Below are 20,563 nucleotides of genomic sequence, written 5' to 3'. Positions count from 1 at the left end.
TGGTGGTGTTTGTGGGTGGTCCGGCTGTGGGTTCTGGGGTTCTGGGGGTTTTGGGGGGGGGGGGGGGGCCCCGGGGGGGGGGGGGGCCCCCCCCGGGGGGGGGGGGGGGGCCCCCCGGGCCCCCCGCCCCCGCCCGATCCGGTCAAACCCGGTCAAGCCCGGTCCGGTCCGGTTACGGGATCACCCGTGCCGGGCGGTCCGGCGCTTGCGGACCAGCACCACCAGCGCCGTGCCGAGGGCGGTCAGCACCGCCGCCCCGGTCACGGCCAGCGGGATGCCCGCTCCCGCACCGGTGTTGGGCAGCTGCCCGGACGCGGGGCCCGGCGGGGCCGGGGGCGCCGGTACCGGCGTCGACGTCGTCGGCGGAACCGACGTGTCGGTCGGCGTCGGGGTCGGCGTGGGCGTCGGGGTCGGGGTCGGCGTCGGGATCAGCCGGTTGACCGCCGTCACCGAGACGCCGGCGTCGAGGTTGTCCACGTCGAGCACCAGCGGACCGAACACCGTGACCTCCGGCGCCGAGTAGCCGTCGGGCGGGCTCAGCTCCTGCCAGTAGTAGGTGCCCACCCGCCCGCTGCCGCCGCAGATGCCGTCGGCCCCGGTGGTGCACGGCTCGCCGACCTTGGTGTCCGGCTTGTCGCCGGTCGGCTGCAGCCCGTCGGTGCCGTTCGTCTCGTGCCACAGCTGGAACTTGGCGCCCGCCAGCGGCTTGCCGTCCTGGTCGTGCTTGACCAGGCGCAGCACACCCTCCTGCTGGCGGAACCCGAAGTCGTAGGTGTGGTCGTTCTCTCCGGGCCCGCCGGTGGTCAGTGCCCGTTCGGGGTACTTCCCGCCCGTCGGGACGATGCCCTTGGAGTCGACGAAATGGTTGTCACCGACGTCGTGCTCGGTGGCCACCCACTGGAACAACGGCCCGCCCTTGGCGTAGTCGGCCGGATTGTCCAGCTTGATCGTGTACTTGGTCTTCGGCTTGAGGCCGCCCTCGACATTGCTGTCGTCGAAGTAGTACTCGCCGCGCGCCGTCGTCTTCGCCGTACCGACCAGCTTCCCCGACTCGTCGTACAGGTGGACGGTGGCCCCCGGGACCGGGCGCTGGCCCGGCAGTTGGAGGCCGCTGCGCTCGGGGTCGTACCAGACCCGGTTGCCGATCTGCAGCGGTGCCTGGTCGCAGAGGACTTCCAGGTCGCCCATCGCGGCGCCCTTGCCGAACGGCGGGATCGGTCCGACCGGGTTGAGCCGCAGCCCGCCGTCGGCCTTGCCGTCGCGCTTCACGAACGCCGTGCCGTAGCCGAAGGCCATGCCGTTGCTGTCGTAGCCCGAGGTCGCGATGGAGTCCTCGACCTTGGAGAACGCCATCCCGGCGTTCGCCGGGTTGTTGTGGCCGATGCGGAAGTTGTCGAAGAACCGGGTGCCCCGGGTCGTCGCCCCGCAGCCGTTGTTGGTGTCCAGCACGTACGTGCCGTTCACCGGGCAGGCCTTGTACAGGTCACCGCCGGACAGGACCTTGCCTCCCTGGCCGGCCGTCGGGTTCGCCGCCGACTGGTCGCCGAAGCGGTCCCGGAAGGCGACCAGCATCGAGCCGTCGGTCTCGAACGCGATCTCGGCCAGCTCCGGTTCCGGGTTGGCCAGGTAGTAGTCGGTGCAGGCGTGGCCCCGCTGCGACTCCGGGAAGGTGTCCTGCCACGGGAACCAGCCCGCGCCGGGGCACGTGGTGCCGACCGTGTTGCCGCGCGGGAAGTCGAGCGGCTGGTCCAGCACGGGTGCCTTGAAGGCTCCGGTGGCCAGGTCGAACGGCAGCACCAGGGCGCGCAGGTCTGAGGGCTTGCCGGTGGACTCGGCCGAGCAGACGCCGCCGAGGAACCCGGTGCCGTCCTGCAGCCCGAGCCCGAACGGGCGCCAGTCCCCGGCCGACGGGCAGCCCGGGTCCGGGATCGCGTACGCGGCCTTGGGCGCGGCGGCGGTCGGCCCGGTGGCGTCGTAGCGGTAGAGCTTGCGGTCGTGCAGGTTGACGACGAAGAGGTCCTTGCCGTCGTCGGTGATCTTGATGGCGCCGAGGCTCTCCTTGCCCGTCGCCACCAGGAAGGCGTCGTCGTTGTCCGGACCGTGCGCGGTGGTGCCCGCGTCCGGGACGGTGGCGAACTGGGTGGTCTTCTTCTGCACCGGGTCGGTCACGTAGATCGCGCCGGGGCCGCCGGGGCCGTACGCCGTGGTGCGCTTGGCCGAGGCCGCGGAGAAGATCCGCTTGTCGGCCCTGTTCCAGGCGATGCTGTACACGTTGCCGGTCTGCGCGACCGTCGCCAGGTCGGTCACGGTCGCGTCGGTGCCGGCCACACCCCGGGAGCCGTACGGGAAGGAGACCAGCGTGTGCGCCGCCCCGCCCTCCCGGGTCGCGGGCTGGCAGGTCGTCACCAGCGTCGCGTTCTTCTGGCAGTAGTCGCCCGGGCTCCACAGCCCGGTGGTGAGCTCCGCCTTCTTGCCGCCGGAGAGGTCGACGAACTCCTCGTTGCTGCTGAGCTGGTTCGGCGCGCCGGCCAGGCCCTGGCGGGAGGCGAAGGCCGGGAAGAGCACGCCCGGCTTCGGATTCACCACCTGCACCCGGTACTTGCCGCCGCTCGCCTTGCTCGACGCGGGCGCCAGCGTGACCGTTCCGTCGGCCGCCGTGGTGCCCTCGATGCCGACACCCGAGTCGTCGGTGAGCGTCACCTTCACGCCCGCCATGCCCGGCTCCAGCACGGGTGTCCACACCCCGGTGGTGTCCACGGCCCGGATCACCCGGACCGTCACCGTCCCGTCGCCGGTCTGCGGGTGCGCCGCCGGCGCCGCCGCCAACGAGCAGGCACCGATCACGGCCAGCGCCGCGGCGCCGCCCATGGCGCGTCGCCCGAGCCCGCCCGGTCGCTCTCGGTCCGGGCCGCGTGCGGCACCGGCCGTTCGTTCACTTGTCGTCGTCATCCCTGCTCTCATCGGTTAGTTGGGCCTGCCGCCCGACCTCGTGAGGGAGTTCGTGAGTGGCGGAAAGCCGCCATTGTTAACGGGAGCTTAAAACGGCCTCCCACAAGTTCGCAGGAAAACAAGGAACTTTGACAGTTCATCAGACGTTACGAGGCCGTCGGACCGACGCTCCCGGCGCCCGCCGTCAGGCGGTTGAGCAGCGGCGGAGCACCGCCTGGCGGCCACCGCCGCCCCCGAGAACAGCATGCACCTGCCGACATTCGAACACAGTTCCTTCCATCCCTGCGCACAGCACACGCCAACTCACGTTCCCCATGGGCAACTTCCGTACCAGCCGGACATCCCCGCGCGGCCGAAACCCGCCCCGGCCGAATGGCCCGATCCGCGCGCCGGACGGACGTCTTCGCCGGATTCGAGTCGCGCTAGGGTTTCCGTCCGTGGGCGTGGCACCTTCGTGGCACGTTCGTGGCACGCCGAGCACGGCATCCGGCCGAACACGGCATCCGGTGCGTGGCGGCCGGTTCGGGACAGCTGCGGGACAGCCTGGGGAGGCTCACCGGTGGGGGACGTCGTACGGGAGTCGGCGAGGGCCGGCCGGCTCGTGGTCTGGGAGGAGTCCGCGCGGGACGGGGCCCAGGCCAAGACACTGATGCCGGGCCCGTTCCGGGTCCGGCTCGCCCGCGAGCACGGCGCGGTGTTCGGCGCGGACGGGCCGCGCCACGTGGTGTTCGCCGCGGGCTTCCCCGCCGTGTGCGCCGAGGAGTTCGAGGCGGTGCGACAGGTCGCGGTCGAGGCCGAGGGACTGGTGAGCGTCGCGGCCGTCTGCCGGGGCACCCTGGCGGACGTCCGGCAGGCGGTCGCCTCGGTCCGCGGGACCGCGCACGCACGGGTGATGGCCGTCGTCCCGGCCTCCGAGGCGATGGCCCGGGTGATGGTGCACCAGGACGCCCGTACGGCGCTTGCCGCCGGAACGGACCTGGTCAAGGCCGTGCGCGACCTCGCCGGCGACGAGGTCGCCGTCGACCTGTGCCTGGCGGACGCCTCCCGCGCCGACCACCTCCTGATGGCCGAGGCGGCCGCCGGGTTCACCGCCGCCGGAGCCGGCACGGTCCTCCTCGCCGACACCGTCGGCCGCCAACTCCCGGTCGAGGCGGCGGAGATGTTCACCCGGGTCGGCGCAGCGGCCGGACCGGAGACGGTCCTCGGCTCACACCTCCACAACGACCTCGGGCTCGGTCTGGCCAACACCCTCCAGGCCCTCCGGGCCGGGGTGCGGGTGGTCGCCAGCTCCTGGCTGGGCCTGGCGGAGCGCTCCGGACTGGTCGCCACCGAGCAGTTGCTCTTCCTCCTCGCCCACGACCCGGAGCGCGCCGCACTGCTGCTCGGCCCTGCGGACCCGACCGGCGAGCGGGCCACCGGACGGGCATCCGGCCAGGCCGCCGGACGGGCGACCGATCAGGCGACCGACCCGGCCACCGAACTGTGGTGGCGGGCGCCCGACCTGACCCGGCTGCCCGTCATCGCCGCCCTGGTGTCCGAACAGACCGACGTGCCACTGACGGTGACCACCCCGGTAGTCGGCACGGGCGTCGGCACCATCTCCACCGGCACGCCCTTCGTCGACCCGGACCTGTTCCAACCGTACGACCCGCGCGCGCTGTTGGGCATCGAGCCGAGCATCGTCCTCACCCAGCTGGCGAGCACCCGGGTGGCCGGCGCGGTGGCCGCCCGGCTCGGCCACCGCCTCGACGCCGACCAGGCCAGGGCCGCCACCGCCTGGATCAAACGCCGGGCCTACCGGACCGGACGCGCCGTCGTCGACGAATCCGCCTTCGCCGCCTACCTGGGCGGCCTCACCCAGGACGACCCCGAGGCCCCCGCATGAGCCACCCGACCGACGCCACCACCGTCCGCACCGCCCTCGACCGGGGCCGCGCCGTCGTGCTGCCCAACCCGGCCCCGCTCACCTGCGTGGTCGCCGCCACCCGGCCCGCCGCCGTCAACACCGCCAAGCGGCGCCCGGCCGGCCAGGCCGTCGCCCTGTGGGCCCACCACCCCGCCACGGTCGGCGAGTTGACCGGCCTGCTCGACCTCGGCCCGGCCGCCCTCCGGTTCGCCCACCGGCTGCTCACCGAGGAACGCGTCACCCTGCTCGCGCCCCTGCGCGGCCCACGGGACGTCCCGCCGTGGCTCGCCCCGGCGGCGAAGGACGGCTGGACCCTGCTGTTCGGCGCCCGCTGGGAGCCGCTGGCGCCGCTCCTTGACGACTTCCCGGTGCTCTACGTCAGCAGCGCCAACCGCACCGGCCGCCCGCCCGCGGCCACGCCGGACGAGGCCGCCGCCGTCTTCGCCCCGGACACCCCGGTCCTCGCCGACCCCGGCGGCGCCGCCGCGGACCCGGCCGTCGCCCGCCGCGCCACCACCACCGTCCGCCTGCACCCCGACGGCCGCACCGCGCTCCACCGCCCCGGTGCCCAGGACCACCCCCACCCCGGCCCGGACCACTACCTGGCCCACCTGGACCGCTCCTACCGGAGCTGAGTCCCACCCCCGGACTGCCGTGCGCCACCGGCTCCACGGCAGCCGCTCCGGCCCCGGCCCGGACATCTCCCGGGCCGGGGCCCTCGCGGCCCCTCCTCCCCGCCCCGCCCCGCTGTCAGTGGCGTGCGCCACACTGCGCGCCATGGCATCCGCGGAACACCACCGACACCGGTCCGAACCCAGCCGACGGACGGAGGTGCCCCCGTGCGGCGCATGGCGGTGATCCGGGCCGAGGCCTGGCTGTCCTTCAACCGGCTGGTGGCGACTCGCGGTTGGGCGGTGGTCGAGCCGGTGTACCTCGGCTCCAAGGCCAGGCACCGGGTGCGCTGCGCGCGCCGGCACGTCTTCACGGTCGTCCCGAACTCCCTCCGGAAGGGCACCGGCTCGTGCCGGGAGTGCCCCGAAGCGGCCGGCACGATCCGGCAGCGCTTCGAGGCGAAGGTCTCCGACGCCGGCGGCCTGCTCCTCGACGCCTGGAGCGGGACGAAGCGTGCCTACCGCGTCCGGTGCTCCGCCGGTCACGAGACCGCCGTCCGACCGGCCAACCTGCTGAGCAGGGAGGGGATGTGCTCGGTCTGCGGAAAGCAGGAGCGCGCCCGGCAGCAGCTCGACGGGTTCAGGGAGCTCGTCCGGGCGCTCGGCGGGACGCTGGAGGAGGAGTCCTGGCAGGGAGCGGCGTCCCCGCACCGGTGCCGGTGCCCCCGGGGGCATGCCTGTACCCCCAGGCCGGCCTCGCTGAAGAACGGCCAGGGGATGTGTCCCACCTGCTCCGGGGGCACGCCGGAGACGGCCTGGCAGGGGTTCCTCGAACGGATGGCCGCCCTGGGGGCCGAGGTCCTGGAGGACTCCTGGCAGGGCTCCGAGGTGCCGCACCGGGTGCGCTGCCGGGGCGGCCACCTGATCCGGGTCTGGCCGAGCGGGGCCGGCAAGGGCAGGGGCATCTGCCGGATCTGCGCGGGGCTCGACCCCGCCGAGGCCGAGAAGGGGTTCCGGGCCGCCGTCACGGGTGCCGGCGGGACGTGCCTCTACCCGGCCTGGAAGGGCGTCAACACCCCCCACCTGGTCCGCTGCCCGGAGGGCCACCTGACCTCGCCCCGCCCGAACGACGTCCAGCAGGGCCACACCCTCTGCCGGGCCTGCGCCGGGAAGGACCCGGCCACGGCCTGGCGGAACTTCACGGCGCTGGTGGCGGACCTCGGCGGAACGGTCCTGGAGGGCGCCTGGCTGGGCAGCCAGGAGCCGCACCTGCTGGAGTGCGCCGACGGCCACGTCACCCGGGTGCGCCCCGCCGGCGTCCAGCAGGGGCAGGGGATCTGCCGGTTCTGCGCCGGCCACGCCTGGGACGCCTTCTACGTGGTCACCGACGACGCGGCCGGTCAGGTCAAGTTCGGCATCACGTCCGGCGACCCCCGGCCACGGCTCAGGACGCATGCCGCCGCCGGGTTCACCCGGGTCCTCCGGGTGATGTCCGACCTCCCCGGGGAGGACGCGCCCGAGCTGGAGCGGGCGGTGCTGAAGGCGCTCCGGGCCGAGGGCAGGGCGCCGGTGCGCGGGCGCGAGTACTTCGGGCTGGCGGAGCTGCCGACGGTGCTCGCGGTGGTGGACGCGTACCGGGCGGTGCGGGCCCGGCCGTAGGACCCGCGCCCGCGCACCGCCCGCCCCGGCCCGCCCGGCTCAGCCCCCGCTCAGCCCGCCAGCGGCGGGTTGAGCCGGGCGAACGCCTCCTGCCGCCGGTACGGGAAGTACGGGTAGGGCGCCGTACGGGCACTCGCCGCGTCCAGCCGGGCCACCTGCTCGTCCGTCAGCGACCAGCCGACCGCGCCCAGGTTCTGGCGCAGCTGCTCCTCGTTGCGGGCGCCGATGATGACCGAGGAGACGGTCGGGCGGCGCAGCAGCCAGTTGATCGCGACCTGCGGGACGGTGCGGCCGGTCTCGGCGGCGACCCCGTCCAGGGCGTCGACCACCCGGTACAGCAGCTCGTCCTCCACCGGCGGGCCGTAGTCGGCGGTGTCGTGCAGCCGGCTGCCGGCCGGGAGCGGCTGCCCCCGGCGGATCCTGCCGGTGAGCCGGCCCCAGCCGAGCGGGCTCCAGACCAGGGCGCCGACGCCCTCCTCATGGGCGAGCGGCATCAGCTCCCACTCGTAGTCGCGGCCGACCAGGGAGTAGTAGACCTGGTGGGCGGCGTAGCGGGGGCGGCCGTGCCGGTCGGCGAGGGCGAGGGACTTCATCAGCTGCCAGCCGGAGAAGTTGGAGACGCCGGTGTAGCGGATCTTGCCGGCCCGGACGAGGTCCTCCAGGGTGGCCAGCACCTCCTCGATCGGGGTGCCCGCGTCGTAGGCGTGCAGCTGGAAGAGGTCCAGGTAGTCCGTGCCGAGGCGGCGCAGGGCGTCGTCCACGGACCGGGTGAGGCGGGCGCGGGAGGTGCCGGCGTCCTGCGGGCCGTCGCCGGTGGGCAGTCCGGCCTTGGTGGAGATCAGCACCCGGTCGCGGCGGCCCCGGACCGCCTGGCCGAGCACCTCCTCGGAGGCGCCGTCGGAGTAGACGTCGGCGGTGTCGAAGAGGGTGACCCCGGCGTCGATGGCGATGTCGAGCAGGCGCCGGGCCTCCTGGACGTCGGTGGTGCCCCAGGCGCCGAACAGCGGGCCCCGGCCGCCGAAGGTGCCGGTGCCGAGGCTGAGGGCGGGGACCTGGAGTCCGGACGCGCCCAGTCGGCGGTATTCCATGTCGGTGGCGATGGCCATGGCAGTGCTCCCCTCGAAGCCCCTAATGGGACTCCTGTTCCGTTAGGATGCCTTGAACCTAACAGACTCCTCCCGCCTAATGGAACAGGAATCCCGTTAATGACCGCCGACCCCGCCACGTCCGCCGACCCCGCCGAGCCCGCCGACTCTGCCGACCCGTCCACCCCCGGCACCGTCCGCCCCGGCGGCCGGACCGCCCGGGTCCGCGCCGCCGTCCTGCGGGCCGCCGAGGACGCCCTGGTCGAGCACGGCTTCAGCGGCCTCGACCTCGGCGACATCGCCCAGCGGGCCGGGGTCGGCCGCACCACCGTCTACCGCCGCTGGGGCGGCACCACCGCCCTGGTCGCCGACCTGCTCGCGGACATGGCCGAGCAGTCCCTGCCGCGCACCCGCAGCGGCTCCCTCGGCGAGGACCTGCGGGCCAACGCCCGGCTGGTCCGCCGCACCCTGGCCGACCCCCGCCAGGGCGCGCTCTTCCGCGCCGTCATCGTGGCCGCGAACTGCGACGCGGACGCCGCCGAGGCACTGCGGCACTTCTACCGGCGCCGGGTCGAGGAATGGGCGCCGTGCGTCACCGAGGCCGTCGAGCGCGGCGAACTCCCCCCGGACACCGACGCGTCCGAGGTGGTCCGGGCCGTCTCCGCGCCGCTCTACTACCGGATGCTGACCACCGCCGAACCGCTGGACGAGGACGCCGCCGACCGGGCGGCCGCCGCCGCCGAGGCCGCCGCCCGCGCCGGGGCGTACCGACGCGGGCGCCAGGACGGCTGAGCAGACGCGGACGGCCGGACATCCGGAAGCCTGGAGACCCGGAGACCCGGAGACCCGCGCCGAGCGGACGGCCGACCAGCGGACACGCGAACCGCCCGGACATGCGAACGGCCGCACAGCGCAAGCGCGTTGTGCGGCCGTCGGTCCGAGGGGGGAACCCCCGGCCGGTCGGTCCTCGTCCGGTCTCCCGGTCCGTCAGAACATGCCATCGTCCTCGTAGTAGTTGTTGACGACCACCTCGGGCCCGTCGTCGAACGCCTCGTTCAGCAGCGCGCCGCCGACCAGGCCGGCCGCGCCCGCGCCGATCAGGGCACCGGTGCCGAAGCGGCGCCCGCCGCCCTGGGCCTGCTGGCCGGGCGCCTGCGGGTAGCCCTGCTGCTGGTACGCCTGTTGCGGGTAGCCCTGCTGCGGGACCGGCTGCGGGTAGCCCTGCTGCGGGGTGTAGAACGGCGGTGCGGTGGTCTGCACCCGCTGGGCACAGGCCGCGCAGGTCTCGATCTGGCGCGGCACGCCCCACTGGGGCGACCACAGCACCGCCGTGGTCCCGGCGCCGTGCGAGGGGTCGAAGAAACACGTCACGGGGGAACTCCCTGTCACCGGCTGGATCTGCGGTACGGCGGGTGCCGTCACGGGGGCCGGCGGCACGGCCGGCTTGAGCGGAGCGGGGGCGGGCGCGGGGGCCGGGGCGGGCGCGGGCGCCGCCGGGGCGGGCTGCAGGACGTCCACGCCGAAGTCCGCCGCGATGCCCGCGAGCCCGGCGGCGTACCCCTGCCCGACCGCCCGGAACTTCCAGTCCGCGCCGTGCCGGTACAGCTCGCCGAACACCATCGCCGTCTCGCTGCCCTCGGGCGCCAGGTCGTAGCGGGCCACCTCGGCGCCGCCGTCCGGGTCGGTGAGCCTGATGGAGGCGCCACGGACCTGGCCGAAGGTCTGGCGCCGCTGCGCCGCGTCGTAGATCGCCACCGCGAAGACGATCTTCTCGACGGTGCCGGAGACCTCCGCGAGCCGGACCTCGATCTGCTCGCGGTCGGCCCCGCCGCCCGCGGCGCCCTGGTGCCGGACCGAGCCGTCCGGGCTCCGCAGGTTGTTGAAGAAGACGAAGTTCTGGTCCGAGCCGACCTTCCCGTCCGCCCCGCACAGCAACGCGCTGGCGTCCAGGTCGCAGCCGGACCCGGCCGTCCAGCCGAGGCCGACCCGGACCACCTTCAGCCCGGGGGCCTGCTTGCCCAGGGAGACGTTGCCGCCCTTCGTCAGGGCCACACTCATGGGACTTCCTCCACGACCGTACGAGTACCGCTGTTCGAATACGACAACGCTGTAGAGGTCACCCCGGTTCCCGGTCCCACCGGCAAGATCGCGTCAGGACCGGATCGGCCGGCCGAGGCCCCGGCGGCGCCCTGGCGGGACGTCAGGACCGGATCTATTGTCAGGTGACATGACATCCATTCGCCGGGCCGCCGCACTGGCCGCCGCCGTCACCGGAACGCTCGCCGCCCTGCTGGCCCCGACGGCCGCCCAGGCCGCCCAAGCCGCCCAGACCGGTCCGGCCGGCTGCCGCACCACCGCCGCGGTGGCACCGGACACCGAACAGGCCCGCCTCCAGGACGCCCGCACGGCCGCGTTCACCGAGCGCTCCGGCCTGCGCGACCTGCTCCGGGGCTTCCCCGCCGCCCTGTGCTCCGCCCGGAACGCCCACCGCGCCGAGCAGGTGGTGGACGCCTGGGGCCGGGCCCTCTGGCAGGCCGGCGTGGACCGCGCCCAGGGCCGGCGGCCGAGCGGCGAACTGCCCGCCCTCGACGACCGCCCGCTGTACTGGACCAGGCTCGCCATGACCGTCCGACTGGCCGGCTGGCAGCCCGGGTTCACCATCGACCGGGCCGCCCTGCGGGCCCGCTTCGAGGACGCCTCGCGCGGACTGGACGGCGGCTTCAGCGCCGCGCCCGGCCTCCGCCGGATCTTCGTCAGCGGCTTCGACCCGTACGGCCTGGACACCGAACCGCGCCGCGCCAACCCGTCCGGCTCGGCCGTCCTGCGGCTCGACGGACGGCGGATCACCCTCGCCGACGGCAGCACCGCCGAGGTGCGGGCCGTCGTGCTGCCGGTGCGCTACGCCGACTTCACCGACGGCATCGTGGAACGCGCCTTCGGCCCGCACCTGCTGCCCGGCCCGCAGTCCGCCGACCTGATCACCAGCATCAGCCAGGGCTACCCCGGCAAGTTCACCCTGGAGGCCTGGGCCGGCCGGGCCCGCTCCGCCGACCCGGCCACCGACAACGTCGGCGTGCTCTCCGGCGGGACGACCCGGCACCCGGTCGACGCCCCGGGCCTGGCCGACGGCCCCCAGTTCATCCGCACCACCCTGCCCACCGACGCCATGACGGCCGTCCAGCAGCCCTACCCGGTGCTGCTCAACACCCCCGTGACCGAGATCCCCGCAGGTGCCACCGACCCCGTCGTCCGCGCCGACGGGCCCACCCCCGGCTCGCGCGCGGTCGCCGGAGGCGGCGGCGGGTACCTCTCCAACGAGGTCGCCTACCGCTCCAACCGGCTGCGCCTCGACCTCGCCCCCGACCTTCCCGGCGGCCACCTGCACACCCCGGTCCTCACCGGCCTCCCCGCCGACCAGGACCGGCTGACCGCACCGGAGTTCGAGCAGAACGAGGCCGCGATCGGCGACCAGGTCCGCGCCATCCTGAGCAGCGCCCGACTCTGAGCGGCCGCCGCGGCCGCCACGGCGGAGCGGGGCGGGAGCCCGGGGCTCCCGGAGCGGTCGTCGGCCGAGGTGGGCGGTCGGCGGCCGCCCGCGCCGCCTCCAGGTCTCGATTGTGCGGCGGAAGCACCGGCAGGGCGGTGCTTCGCCCACGATTCCCCTACGGTGACGCCTGCAACACTCGTCATCTGCAAGGGGGGCACACCCATGTCCCGGAGCCGGAAGCTCCATCGCCTCGGCAACCCCGACACCGACGAACGCCGCGCCCAACGCGTGCTGTTCCGCCATCTGCGCGACGACACCACCGCCGACCGCGGCCGGATGTCCAGGCGCGTCCGCGAGCTCCAACTCCTCCTGGCGATGGACCCGATCGAGTTCGAGCAGCTCGTCGCCCGCCTGATGGAGGCGATGGGCCTGAAGGTCGAGCTCACCGCCCGTTCCCGCGACGGCGGGGTGGACGTCCGGGGGATCGACAGCGACCCGTTCCGCGGCGGGAACGTCGTCGTCCAGGTGAAGCGGTACCGGGACACGGTGCCGCCCTCCGCCGTGCGGGACCTGTACGGGACGCTGCGGGCCGACGAGGCCGCGACGAAGGCCGTCCTCGTCACGACCAGCAGGTTCGGGCCGAGTTCGCACCAGTTCGTCACCGGCAAGGCGGTGACCCTGATCAACGGCGCCGAGCTGGTCGGACTGCTCAAGCACCACGGCTTCCACGAGGTGTTCGCGGACGCCGACGGGGACGCCGCCGCCGGGGCCTCCGGCCTGGACGCGCTGCCCGCGATCGAGGTCGCCCCCGAGCCGTCCCGGCTGCTGCTGCACTGGACCGGGGAGGAGGAGTACGACATCGCCGCCCTGGTCTGCCGGGGGAACGTCGCGGTCTCGGACGACCACCTGGTGTTCTACAACAACGGTTCGACGCCCGACGGTTCCGTTCGGCTGGTGACCGGCTACGGCGACGCCAACGCCTGTCTGATGGTCGACTTCGAGGCGCTGCCCGCCGATGTCGACCGGCTGGTCGTCATCGCCGCGGCCGACACCGAGAACCACCCGGACGCCACCATGGCCGGGTTCGCAGGACCGGCGCTGATCCTGGAGGCCGGCGAGGACCAGGAGGCCGCCGTCGTGCACCTGGCGGACGGCGCCGAGACCAACACGGCCATGCGGCTCGGCCGTTTCGACCGCGCCGCCTCCGGGGACTGGGAGTTCACCCCGGCCCTGGCCGGCTACCCCGGCGGGCTGCGCCAGGCCGTCGTCGCGTACGGCCTGGAGGTCGAGGAGGCCTAGCCGACAGGCCCCCGGCCGCGGAGTACCCCGGCCGGGGGCCCGGTGCGTCAGGCCTCAGCGCACCACCGGCAGTTCCAGGACCGACGCGCGGTCCCCGCCCCACCCGATCCGGTAGCTCGCCCGCCCGTCGGCCGGGAGCAGTTGGAAGGAGTCGGGGTTGGCGGCGGCCACGGTGAGCCGGATCCGGTCGCCGGCCCGGAAGAGCACCGAGACCGGCTGGAGGTCGATGGTGACGCGCTGCGCCTTCCCCTGCGGGAGGTCGGCGGCGTCCTCCGCCGCGTAGCTGCGCGGGGTGCGCAGCCGGCGCCAGTCGGGATTGTCGTCACGGTCGGCCACCGCCCGGTCGACCAGGGCGAGTTGACCTTCCGTCAGATAGGTCACCCGGCCGTCCGGTGCGACGTCCTCCAGGTAGGCGTGCAGTGCGCCCTGTGCCGAGCCGGCCAGGCCGGTCACTTCGAGGGTGACCTTCCCGTTGCCGGTGACCCGGGTGTCGGCGGTCAGCGGTGCGGTGGTGTAGCCGAGCAGCTTGGCGTCGACGGCGGCCCGGTCGGGGTAACTCACCTGGGCGCCGCTGAGGTTGGTGTTCCAGCGGTCCAGCGGGCCGGTGCCGGCGGTCGGGTCGAGGGTCAGCAGGTCGGAGCCGGTGCGGCGGTCCTCCGGCCGGGGGCCGAGCGTGTTGCCCGCCGCGAGGTAGAACGGCCGGGTGCGGGTGCCGGGCACCGGCCAGCGGGTGGTGGTGCGCCAGACGTCCTCGTTGAAGGTGTAGTAGTGCACCTGCCGCTGCCCGTCGGGGCGGGCGGTGCCGCGGACGTAGCGGTCGAAGAAGTCGAAGGTGCGCTGGTCGAGGACGGCGTGTTCCTGGGCGGTGAGCCGGCGGGCCGGCCGGAACGGGTCGGCGATCCAGCCGGCGCCGTGGTTCCAGGGGCCGATCCAGTCGTCCTGGGTGTTGGAGAGGCTGCCGAACTGGGAGAGCACACCGTTCGCGGTGCCGGCGTCGAGCCAGCCGGCCCTGGTCAGGATCGGCACCCGGCCGGCTTCGACGGCGTCGGTCTTCTCGCCGACGCTGCCGACCGTCCAGCTCTTCGGCCCGTCCCGGTAGTCGCGGTAGGCGCCGGACTCGGCCATCTCGACCAGGTTGGCGTTGCCCGCGTGCTCGGCGCGGGCGGCGGCGAGCAGGGCCGGTCCGTCCGGGCCGTCGACCGGCCGGGGTTCCAGGCCGGTGAGGCCGGTGAGGTCGCAGAGCTGCCTGGTCTGCTCGTCCGTCGCGCAGGTGGTGCCGCCGGTCCGGTCGAGGATGCGCAGCAGCAGGGCGTACGGGGCGAGCCGGGGTTCGATGAGCGCGCCGCCGGGGCGCACCAGGTCCTCGTACGGGTCGAAGTCGTAGGAGATCGGGGCGGCGGCGGTGATGTGGTGGTCGCCCAGGGCGGTGGCGAGGATCGCGGTGTCGCCGCCGTAGGAGACACCGGTGGTGCCGACCCGGCCGTTGGACCACGGCTGGGCGGCGATCCAGTCGCTGAGCGGGCCGCTGTCGGCGACCAGGTCGGCGCCGAGCTCGGAGGTCAGGGTGCCGAAGGAGGCGCCGGTGCCGCGCAGGTCGGCGACGACGTAGGCGTAGCCGCGGGCGGTCCACTTCTCGGCCTCGCCGTTGCTGCCGCCGGGCTGGCCGGGCCGGACCGTGCCTCGCCAGTAGCGCTGGGTGACCAGCACGGTGGGCAGGGCGGCGCCGGCCCGGGTGCCTTCGGGCAGGTAGACGTCGACGGCGAGGCGCACGCCGTCCGGCATGGTGACGTAGCGCGACCGCAGCTGCGGTTCGGCCGGCCCGGGCGCGGCGGCCGCCGGGGCGACCGCGAGCCCGAGCACCGCCGCGGCCGCGACCAGCGCCGCCAGCGGGCGGCGCAGCGCTCCCCGCCTCATCGGGCGGTGGCCTTCCAGGGGCCCTGCTCGGGGCGCGCCTCGCCGTCCGTCCCGGGCCAGGGCGGCATGGTGACGGCCGTGATGCTCAGCGGCCCGTCGGAGTCCTCGTCGGCCCGGAACTGGAAGGCGGTGCCCAGCGGCACCGACACGGCGGTGCCGGGCGTGAGCCGTACGGTCTCCTCCCGTCCGTCCTGGCGGCGCCACAGTTCGCCGCTGCCCGCGGCGACGTGCCACAGCTCCTGGACGGTGGCGTGCGACACCGCGTGGGTCACCTGTCCGGGATCGAGCGTGAACACCGCGAGGCTCCCCCGCCCCTCCAGGACGAGCAGTGGGTACACCGTGGCCCCGTCCGGGGCGGTCACCGCGGGGGTGTCCCCGGGGTGCGCGGTGTCGAAGGGCTGCTGCCCCGTCTGATCGTTCATCCGACGACCTGGCCTCTCTCGTGCGAGCGAGTAGCGTGGTCCCGTCCCCCACCGCCGATGGGACCACGGCTACCCGGCCGTCCGCCAGGGGCCGCTACCCGGAGACGACCCCGAGACGGCCCCGGCCTTCCCCGAAGTCGCGGACGGCCTCGGTGACGATGGACTCCAGCCGGGCGTGGTGGGCGCCGCGCCAATAGGCCTGGCCGCAGTCCGCGCACTGGGCGAAGGCGTCGTAGGAGCGCTCGGTGCCGTCCCGCAGCTGTTCGCGCACCGAGGTCTTGGTGGCGGCGTGCAGGGTGCCGTTGCAGGTGGTGCAGCGGCTCCAGGGGACCAGCGGCGGCGCGAAGCGGGAGAGCACGTCGCGCAGTTGCTCGGCGGGGCGGTGGCTGTAGACGTAGGCGCCGGCCCACAGCTCGCGGCGGCGCAGCAGGCCTCGGTCGCGCGAGAGCATGATCCGCTGCTCGGCGGCTGAGCGGGCGGCCAGCGCGGCGTCGCCGATGTCGGGGTTCTCGTACGCGGCGTCCACGCCGAGCAGGCGCAGCCGGCGGGTGAGGGTGCCGAGGTGGACGTCCAGCAGGAAGCGCGGCGGGCCGGGTGAGGGCTGCGGCCTGGTCACGGCCCGGACGGCGACGTGCTCGCCGTCGGCGGGGACGTGCGCTTCGGGCACGGCCCGGCCGTCCACCAGTAGGGCGCCGACCTCGGTGAGTGGGACGCCCAGCGACTCGACCACGTGGCCGAGGGTGGCGGCGCCGTCGGTGCGCAGCGTGCTGCGGCCGGCCCGGCGGGGCGCGGAGACGAAGAGGTGCAGCTCCGGGGCGAAGTCGAGCCAGATCTGGGGTCGGTCCACGCGGCCAGCATGCCAGCGGTCGGCGGGCGGATGCCAGCGGTTTCCGGCGGGTCCCGGGCCGGGGCGCCGGTGCCACGATGTCCCGGCGGCGGTCCCGGCCCGGAGGACGCCGGTGCTACCGGGTCCCGGCGGCCACCGGCGCGGACGGTGCCGCCGCGTGGCCGCGGTCCCGGGCCGCCCAGCGGGAGACCGGCCCCATCGCGTACCCGGCCACCAGGAACACCCCGCCCAGGACCAGCCAGCCCGCCAGGCCGCCGTCCAGCAGCAGTGTGGTGAGCAGCAGCGGCCCGAGGGTGCGGGCGACGGCGACGCCGGTGCCGAAGAAGCCCTGGTACTGGCCGATCCGCTCCGGCGGCGCGAGGTCGAAGCCGATCTGCCAGGAGCCGGCCGACTGCCGCATCTCACCGGCCACCTGGAGCGCCGAGGCCGCGACCAGCAGCGCGCCGACGGCCCAGACCGGCACGTCCAGCGCGGACAGCCCGAAGACGGCGCAGGAGCCGAGCAGCAGCACCCCGGCCGAGCGGACCGCCCGCGCCGCCGAGTCCAGCCCGGTGACGTCGCGCGCCGCCCGGACCTGGAAGGCGAGCACCGCCACGGTGTTGAGCACGAACAGCGCCGAGCCGAGCCAGCCGATGCCGGGGGCGCGCTGGGCGATCCAGAGCGGGATGATCAGGCTGAGCAGCGGCATCCGCAGCAGCAGCACGGCGTTGACCAGGGTGACGGCGGCGTACCGCCGGTCGCGCAGCACGGCCAGCCGGGAGCCGCTGCCGGACTCCCCGGTCGGGGCGGGGACTTCGGGCAGCCGGCGGAGCACCAGGGCGCCGGCCAGCAGGCCGATCGTGGTGACGACGAAGGCGCCCAGGTAGGCCTCCCGGGTGCCGACGCTCAGCGCGATGCCGCCGATGGCGGCGCCGACGGCCAGTCCCCCGTTCAGGGTCGACTGGAGGTGGGCGAGCAGCCCGGTCCGCTCCGCGGGCGGCACCAGTCCGGCCACCAGCGCCTGGCGGGCGGCCGTCAGCCCGGACTGGGCGGTGGCGTAGAGGCAGACGGCGAGCATGAACAGCGGGTAGGAGCGGATCACCAGGAAGGCGGCGACCACGGCCGCGGCGGCCAGCGCGAGCGCCACCGCGGTGCGGCGCGGGCCGCGCCGGTCGGCGAGGTGGCCGAGCGGGACGCCGGCGATAGAGCCGAGCGCCCAGGCGACGGCGAGGCCGAGGCCGAGGGCGGCCGGCGACATCCCGACGACGCGGGTGAAGTAGAGCGCGGAGCAGGTGTAGTACGCGCCGTCGCCCACCGCGCCCGCCAACTGGGCGGCGGCCAGGGTCCGCTGGGGGCCTGCGGGCGGGAGGCTCGCCCACCGGGCGGCTCGGTCGTTCGGCACTGCTCTCCTCCACGGGTCACGGACCGTCACCGCTCCCCTGACGGCCGGTCGTGAACCCACGGACGGGCGACAGCACCGACCCACGGACGGGCGGCGCGCGGGCCGGGAGTTCACAACCGTCGGCGACGGTTCGGCCCCTACCCTAGGCAAGAACTGGCCCATCCGACAGATCCAGTGATCAAGGAATTCCTTGGGCCACTTTCGGCCGTCGCCGCACCGCCGACCGAGCGCTGAACCCGCGTACGACAACGGCTCGTTGGGCTCTCAGGATGCTTTGGGAGCACCCCACCCGGGGATTTCCCGGGCCTCCGCAGTGCCGTCCGTACCCGCTCCGAATCCGCGCCCGCCAATCGCTGCAAAAGCCCGATCAGCCAATCCGGGGGCCAACTTTGACCGTGTTGACCCGTCAGTAGAGCCCTTTTATGCTCAACGGCGTTCGCGATCCGGCACCGGGGCCGGGGCCGCCGTGCCCACCCGATCCGGCGCCGCCTCGGCTCGAAGGGTTCCTCCCATCAGCACCTCCATCGCGCCCTCGGACTCCACCGGCCGCCCGGGCGGCGCCGGGCACCCGCACCACACCCCCGGCGGCGCGGCCGAGCACCCCGAGCGCGCGGAGCACCCGGAGCACGCGGAGCACCTGAAGCCCCCCACGCACCCCGAGCGCGCGGACCACCCGGAGCACCCCGTCAACCCGGCCACCACCCGCCATCCTGACGAGGCGTCCGACTCCGGGCCCACCGCTCGCCGGCGCTTCCTCACCTACCTGCTGGCCGCCCCCACCCTCACCGTCGCCGCCCGCCTCGGCCTCGACACCGCCGCGGCCCGCGCCGCCACCCCGGGCCCCGGACCGGCCGCCGCCCGCGCCGCCGCGGCCGCCGCGTCGACGGCCGCGTCCGCCCGGGGCGGCTCCCTGCCCCCGCAGCTGCTCGGCCTGCCCGGCATCCCCGACATCGCCGACCTCGGCGACGCGATGATCCTCGCCGCGCGGCCGACCTCCCACCTGCTGGTCCTGGAGATCACCCCCGCCGGACGCGCCGCCCTCCACCTGCCCCGGCTGGAGGTCGGCCAGGGCCTGACCACCGCGATCGCCATGCTGGTCGCCGACGAGCTCGACGCCCGGCTCGCCGACGTGGACGTCCCGCTCTCCGAGAGCCGCCCCGAACTCGTCTTCAACCAGCTGACCGGCGGCTCCAACTCCATCCGCTCGCTGTACGACCCGGTACGCGGCGCGGCCGCCGCCGCCCGGGCCCGGCTGGTGACCGCCGCCGCCAGGCGCTGGAACGTTCCCGCGTCCTCGCTGCGCACCGCCGACTCCGCCGTCCTCGCCCCCGACGGCCGCCGGCTCGGCTACGGCGAACTCGCCGCCGAGGCCGCCACCGTCACCGCGCCCGCCATCCCCGTCGTCCCCAAGGACCCCGCCCGGCTGCGCCTGGTCGGCCGCCCGACCGGCCGGATCGACGCCCGCGACATCGTCACCGGCCGCGCCCAGTACGCCGGCGACCTCCGGATCCCGGGCGCCGTGCCCACCGTGGTCGCCCGCCCCACCACCGTCAACGGCACCCTCAAGTCCCTGGACGCCACCGCCGCCCGCGCGATGCCCGGCGTGCTCGGCGTGGTCCGGATCCCCAGCGGCGTCGCCGTCCTCGCCGAGACCTTCGACCAGGCGCTCAAGGCCCGCGACGCGCTGCGCACCACCTGGAACCCGGGCCCGGTCGCGGGCCTGTCCGACAGCGACGTCCGGGCCCGGCTGCGCGCCGCGCACGCGCCGTTCCTCCCCCCGCCGCTGTTCACGCAGCACCTGGACGCCGAGTTCGACTTCGCCTTCGTCAACCACGCCCCGATGGAGGTGCTCACCGCCGTCGCCGACGTCCGGCCCAACCGGGCCGAGCTGTGGTTCGCCGCGCAGAGCCCGATCCTCGCCCAGCAGGTCGTCGCGGCCGAACTCGGCCTGCCGCAGAACGCCGTCACCGTCCACGTGGTGCGCGGCGGCGGCTCCTTCGGCCGCCGGCTGTTCTCCGACGCCGCCCTGGAGGCCGCCCGGATCTCCAAGGCCGCCGGCCGCCCGGTCACCCTCATGTGGACGCGCAACGACGACATGCGCCACGGCCGGGTGCGACCGGCCTCCCACCACCGGGTCCGGGCCACCTACGGCGTCGACCGCGTCCTCAGCTGGGAGCACCGCGTCGCCGGCGTCCGGACCGACCTCGGCCACGGCCTCGGCGACGCGTTCACCGCCGCCGGCTACAACCTCCCACTGGCCGGACTCACCGCCTCCGAGCTGTTCTTCCTGCTCACCGAGAAGATCCCGTACAACGTCGGCCTGCCCGCCCAACAGCTCACCGAGGTACCGCTGGAGCTGCCCACCGGCAGCTGGCGCTCGGTCTTCTCCGGCACCGTCCGGGTCTGCGACGAGATCGTGATGGACGAACTGGCCCGCCGGATGGGCCGGGACGAGGTCGCCTTCCGGCAGGCCCGGCTGCGCAGCGCCGCCGGCCAGGCCGTCCTGAACACCGTTGCCACCAAGGGGAACTGGGGGCGCCCGATGCCCGCCGGCCAGGCCCAGGGGATCGGCTACCACGACGAGAACGGCAGCTGCGCCGCCTACCTGGTCGAACTGGACGCCACCGACCGGGCCGAACCCCGGGTCACCAAGGCGGTGATCGCCGCCGACGTCGGCCGGATCATCAACCCCCGTGGCCTGGAAGCCCAGTTGACCGGCGCGCTGGTCGACGGCATCTCGGTGATCCTGCAAGCCGGCAACCACCTCGACAACGGGGCCTTCCGGGAGGGCAGTTTCGGCGACTTCCACTACGCCCGGCAGCGGCACACCCCGCCGGTGCTGGAGATCCACCTGATGCCGCCGAGCGGATCACCCGGCGGCGCGGGCGAGTTGGGCGTCCCTGCGGCCTGCGCGGCGGTCGCCAACGCCTACGCCCGAGCGACCGGCACCAACCCGCGCTCCTTCCCCGTGAACTTCTGACCAGCCGCGATCCGCCACCCGAG

The 20,563-nt window shown here is 74.9% G+C and carries 13 protein-coding genes and 1 pseudogene; 7 read left to right on the top strand and 7 right to left on the bottom strand.

Features of this window, described 5'->3' with window-relative positions; all coding sequences use genetic code 11:
* Positions 1–180 precede the first annotated feature (180 nt).
* Positions 181–2,868, bottom strand: a complete 2,688-nt coding sequence (locus tag ACFQ6N_RS27435; RefSeq protein ID WP_380654334.1) for an SdrD B-like domain-containing protein — start codon at positions 2,866–2,868, stop codon at positions 181–183.
* Between the two features lie 640 nt (positions 2,869–3,508).
* Between ACFQ6N_RS27435 and ACFQ6N_RS27430 the strand changes: the two genes are divergently transcribed.
* From ACFQ6N_RS27430 to ACFQ6N_RS27420, 3 genes are all read left to right on the top strand, one after another.
* Positions 3,509–4,834, top strand: a complete 1,326-nt coding sequence (locus ACFQ6N_RS27430; RefSeq protein ID WP_380654332.1) for a 2-isopropylmalate synthase — start codon at positions 3,509–3,511, stop codon at positions 4,832–4,834.
* The gene (locus ACFQ6N_RS27425) at positions 4,831–5,490 is read left to right on the top strand and encodes a hypothetical protein (protein WP_380654330.1); all 660 of its coding nucleotides are present in this window, start codon (positions 4,831–4,833) and stop codon (positions 5,488–5,490) included. Before ACFQ6N_RS27430 ends, ACFQ6N_RS27425 begins: the two co-directional genes overlap by 4 nt.
* A 213-nt stretch (positions 5,491–5,703) precedes the next feature.
* Positions 5,704–7,125 (top strand): GIY-YIG nuclease family protein, encoded by a 1,422-nt coding sequence (locus tag ACFQ6N_RS27420; protein WP_380654328.1) that lies wholly within the window; start codon positions 5,704–5,706, stop codon positions 7,123–7,125.
* Between the two features lie 50 nt (positions 7,126–7,175).
* Here the strand turns inward: ACFQ6N_RS27420 and ACFQ6N_RS27415 are convergent, their stop codons facing one another.
* Entirely contained in the window at positions 7,176–8,213 is a 1,038-nt protein-coding gene (locus tag ACFQ6N_RS27415; RefSeq protein ID WP_380654344.1) for an aldo/keto reductase, read from the bottom strand.
* 117 nt (positions 8,214–8,330) lie between these two features.
* Here ACFQ6N_RS27415 and ACFQ6N_RS27410 point away from each other — a divergent pair, with 117 nt between their 5' ends.
* Positions 8,331–9,002 carry a TetR/AcrR family transcriptional regulator gene (locus ACFQ6N_RS27410; protein ID WP_380654326.1) on the top strand — a complete coding sequence of 224 codons (672 nt, stop codon included), beginning with the start codon at positions 8,331–8,333 and terminating at the stop codon, positions 9,000–9,002.
* Positions 9,003–9,719: 717 nt separating this feature from the next.
* Here ACFQ6N_RS27410 and ACFQ6N_RS27405 read toward each other — a convergent pair.
* Positions 9,720–10,268, bottom strand: a pseudogene (locus ACFQ6N_RS27405) (TerD family protein); the annotation flags it as partial.
* A gap of 169 nt (positions 10,269–10,437) precedes the next feature.
* On the opposite strand from ACFQ6N_RS27405, the gene ACFQ6N_RS27400 reads away from it, so the two are divergent.
* Positions 10,438–11,715, top strand: a complete 1,278-nt coding sequence (locus ACFQ6N_RS27400; protein WP_380654324.1) for a pyroglutamyl peptidase — start codon at positions 10,438–10,440, stop codon at positions 11,713–11,715.
* A gap of 204 nt (positions 11,716–11,919) precedes the next feature.
* Positions 11,920–12,996 carry a restriction endonuclease gene (locus ACFQ6N_RS27395; protein ID WP_380654322.1) on the top strand — a complete coding sequence of 359 codons (1,077 nt, stop codon included), beginning with the start codon at positions 11,920–11,922 and terminating at the stop codon, positions 12,994–12,996.
* 54 nt (positions 12,997–13,050) lie between these two features.
* Here the strand turns inward: ACFQ6N_RS27395 and ACFQ6N_RS27390 are convergent, their stop codons facing one another.
* The 4 genes from ACFQ6N_RS27390 to ACFQ6N_RS27375 form a co-directional block, all read right to left on the bottom strand.
* Positions 13,051–14,910 (bottom strand): CocE/NonD family hydrolase, encoded by a 1,860-nt coding sequence (locus tag ACFQ6N_RS27390; RefSeq protein WP_380654320.1) that lies wholly within the window; start codon positions 14,908–14,910, stop codon positions 13,051–13,053.
* A complete protein-coding gene (locus tag ACFQ6N_RS27385; protein WP_380654318.1) occupies positions 14,907–15,332 on the bottom strand; it encodes a cupin domain-containing protein in 426 nt (141 codons plus the stop codon). Before ACFQ6N_RS27385 ends, ACFQ6N_RS27390 begins: the two co-directional genes overlap by 4 nt.
* A gap of 94 nt (positions 15,333–15,426) precedes the next feature.
* Positions 15,427–16,179, bottom strand: a complete 753-nt coding sequence (locus ACFQ6N_RS27380) for a Mut7-C RNAse domain-containing protein (RefSeq protein WP_380654316.1) — start codon at positions 16,177–16,179, stop codon at positions 15,427–15,429.
* A gap of 115 nt (positions 16,180–16,294) precedes the next feature.
* Entirely contained in the window at positions 16,295–17,560 is a 1,266-nt protein-coding gene (locus ACFQ6N_RS27375; protein ID WP_380654314.1) for an MFS transporter, read from the bottom strand.
* A 466-nt stretch (positions 17,561–18,026) separates the two neighbouring features.
* Between ACFQ6N_RS27375 and ACFQ6N_RS27370 the strand changes: the two genes are divergently transcribed.
* Positions 18,027–20,540, top strand: a complete 2,514-nt coding sequence (locus ACFQ6N_RS27370; protein ID WP_380654312.1) for a molybdopterin cofactor-binding domain-containing protein — start codon at positions 18,027–18,029, stop codon at positions 20,538–20,540.
* Positions 20,541–20,563 lie beyond the last annotated feature (23 nt).

Source organism: Kitasatospora sp. NPDC056446 (assembly GCF_042796115.1).
Taxonomy (GTDB): Bacteria; Actinomycetota; Actinomycetes; order Streptomycetales; family Streptomycetaceae; genus Kitasatospora.
This window is presented reverse-complemented; position numbering and strand designations above follow the sequence as displayed.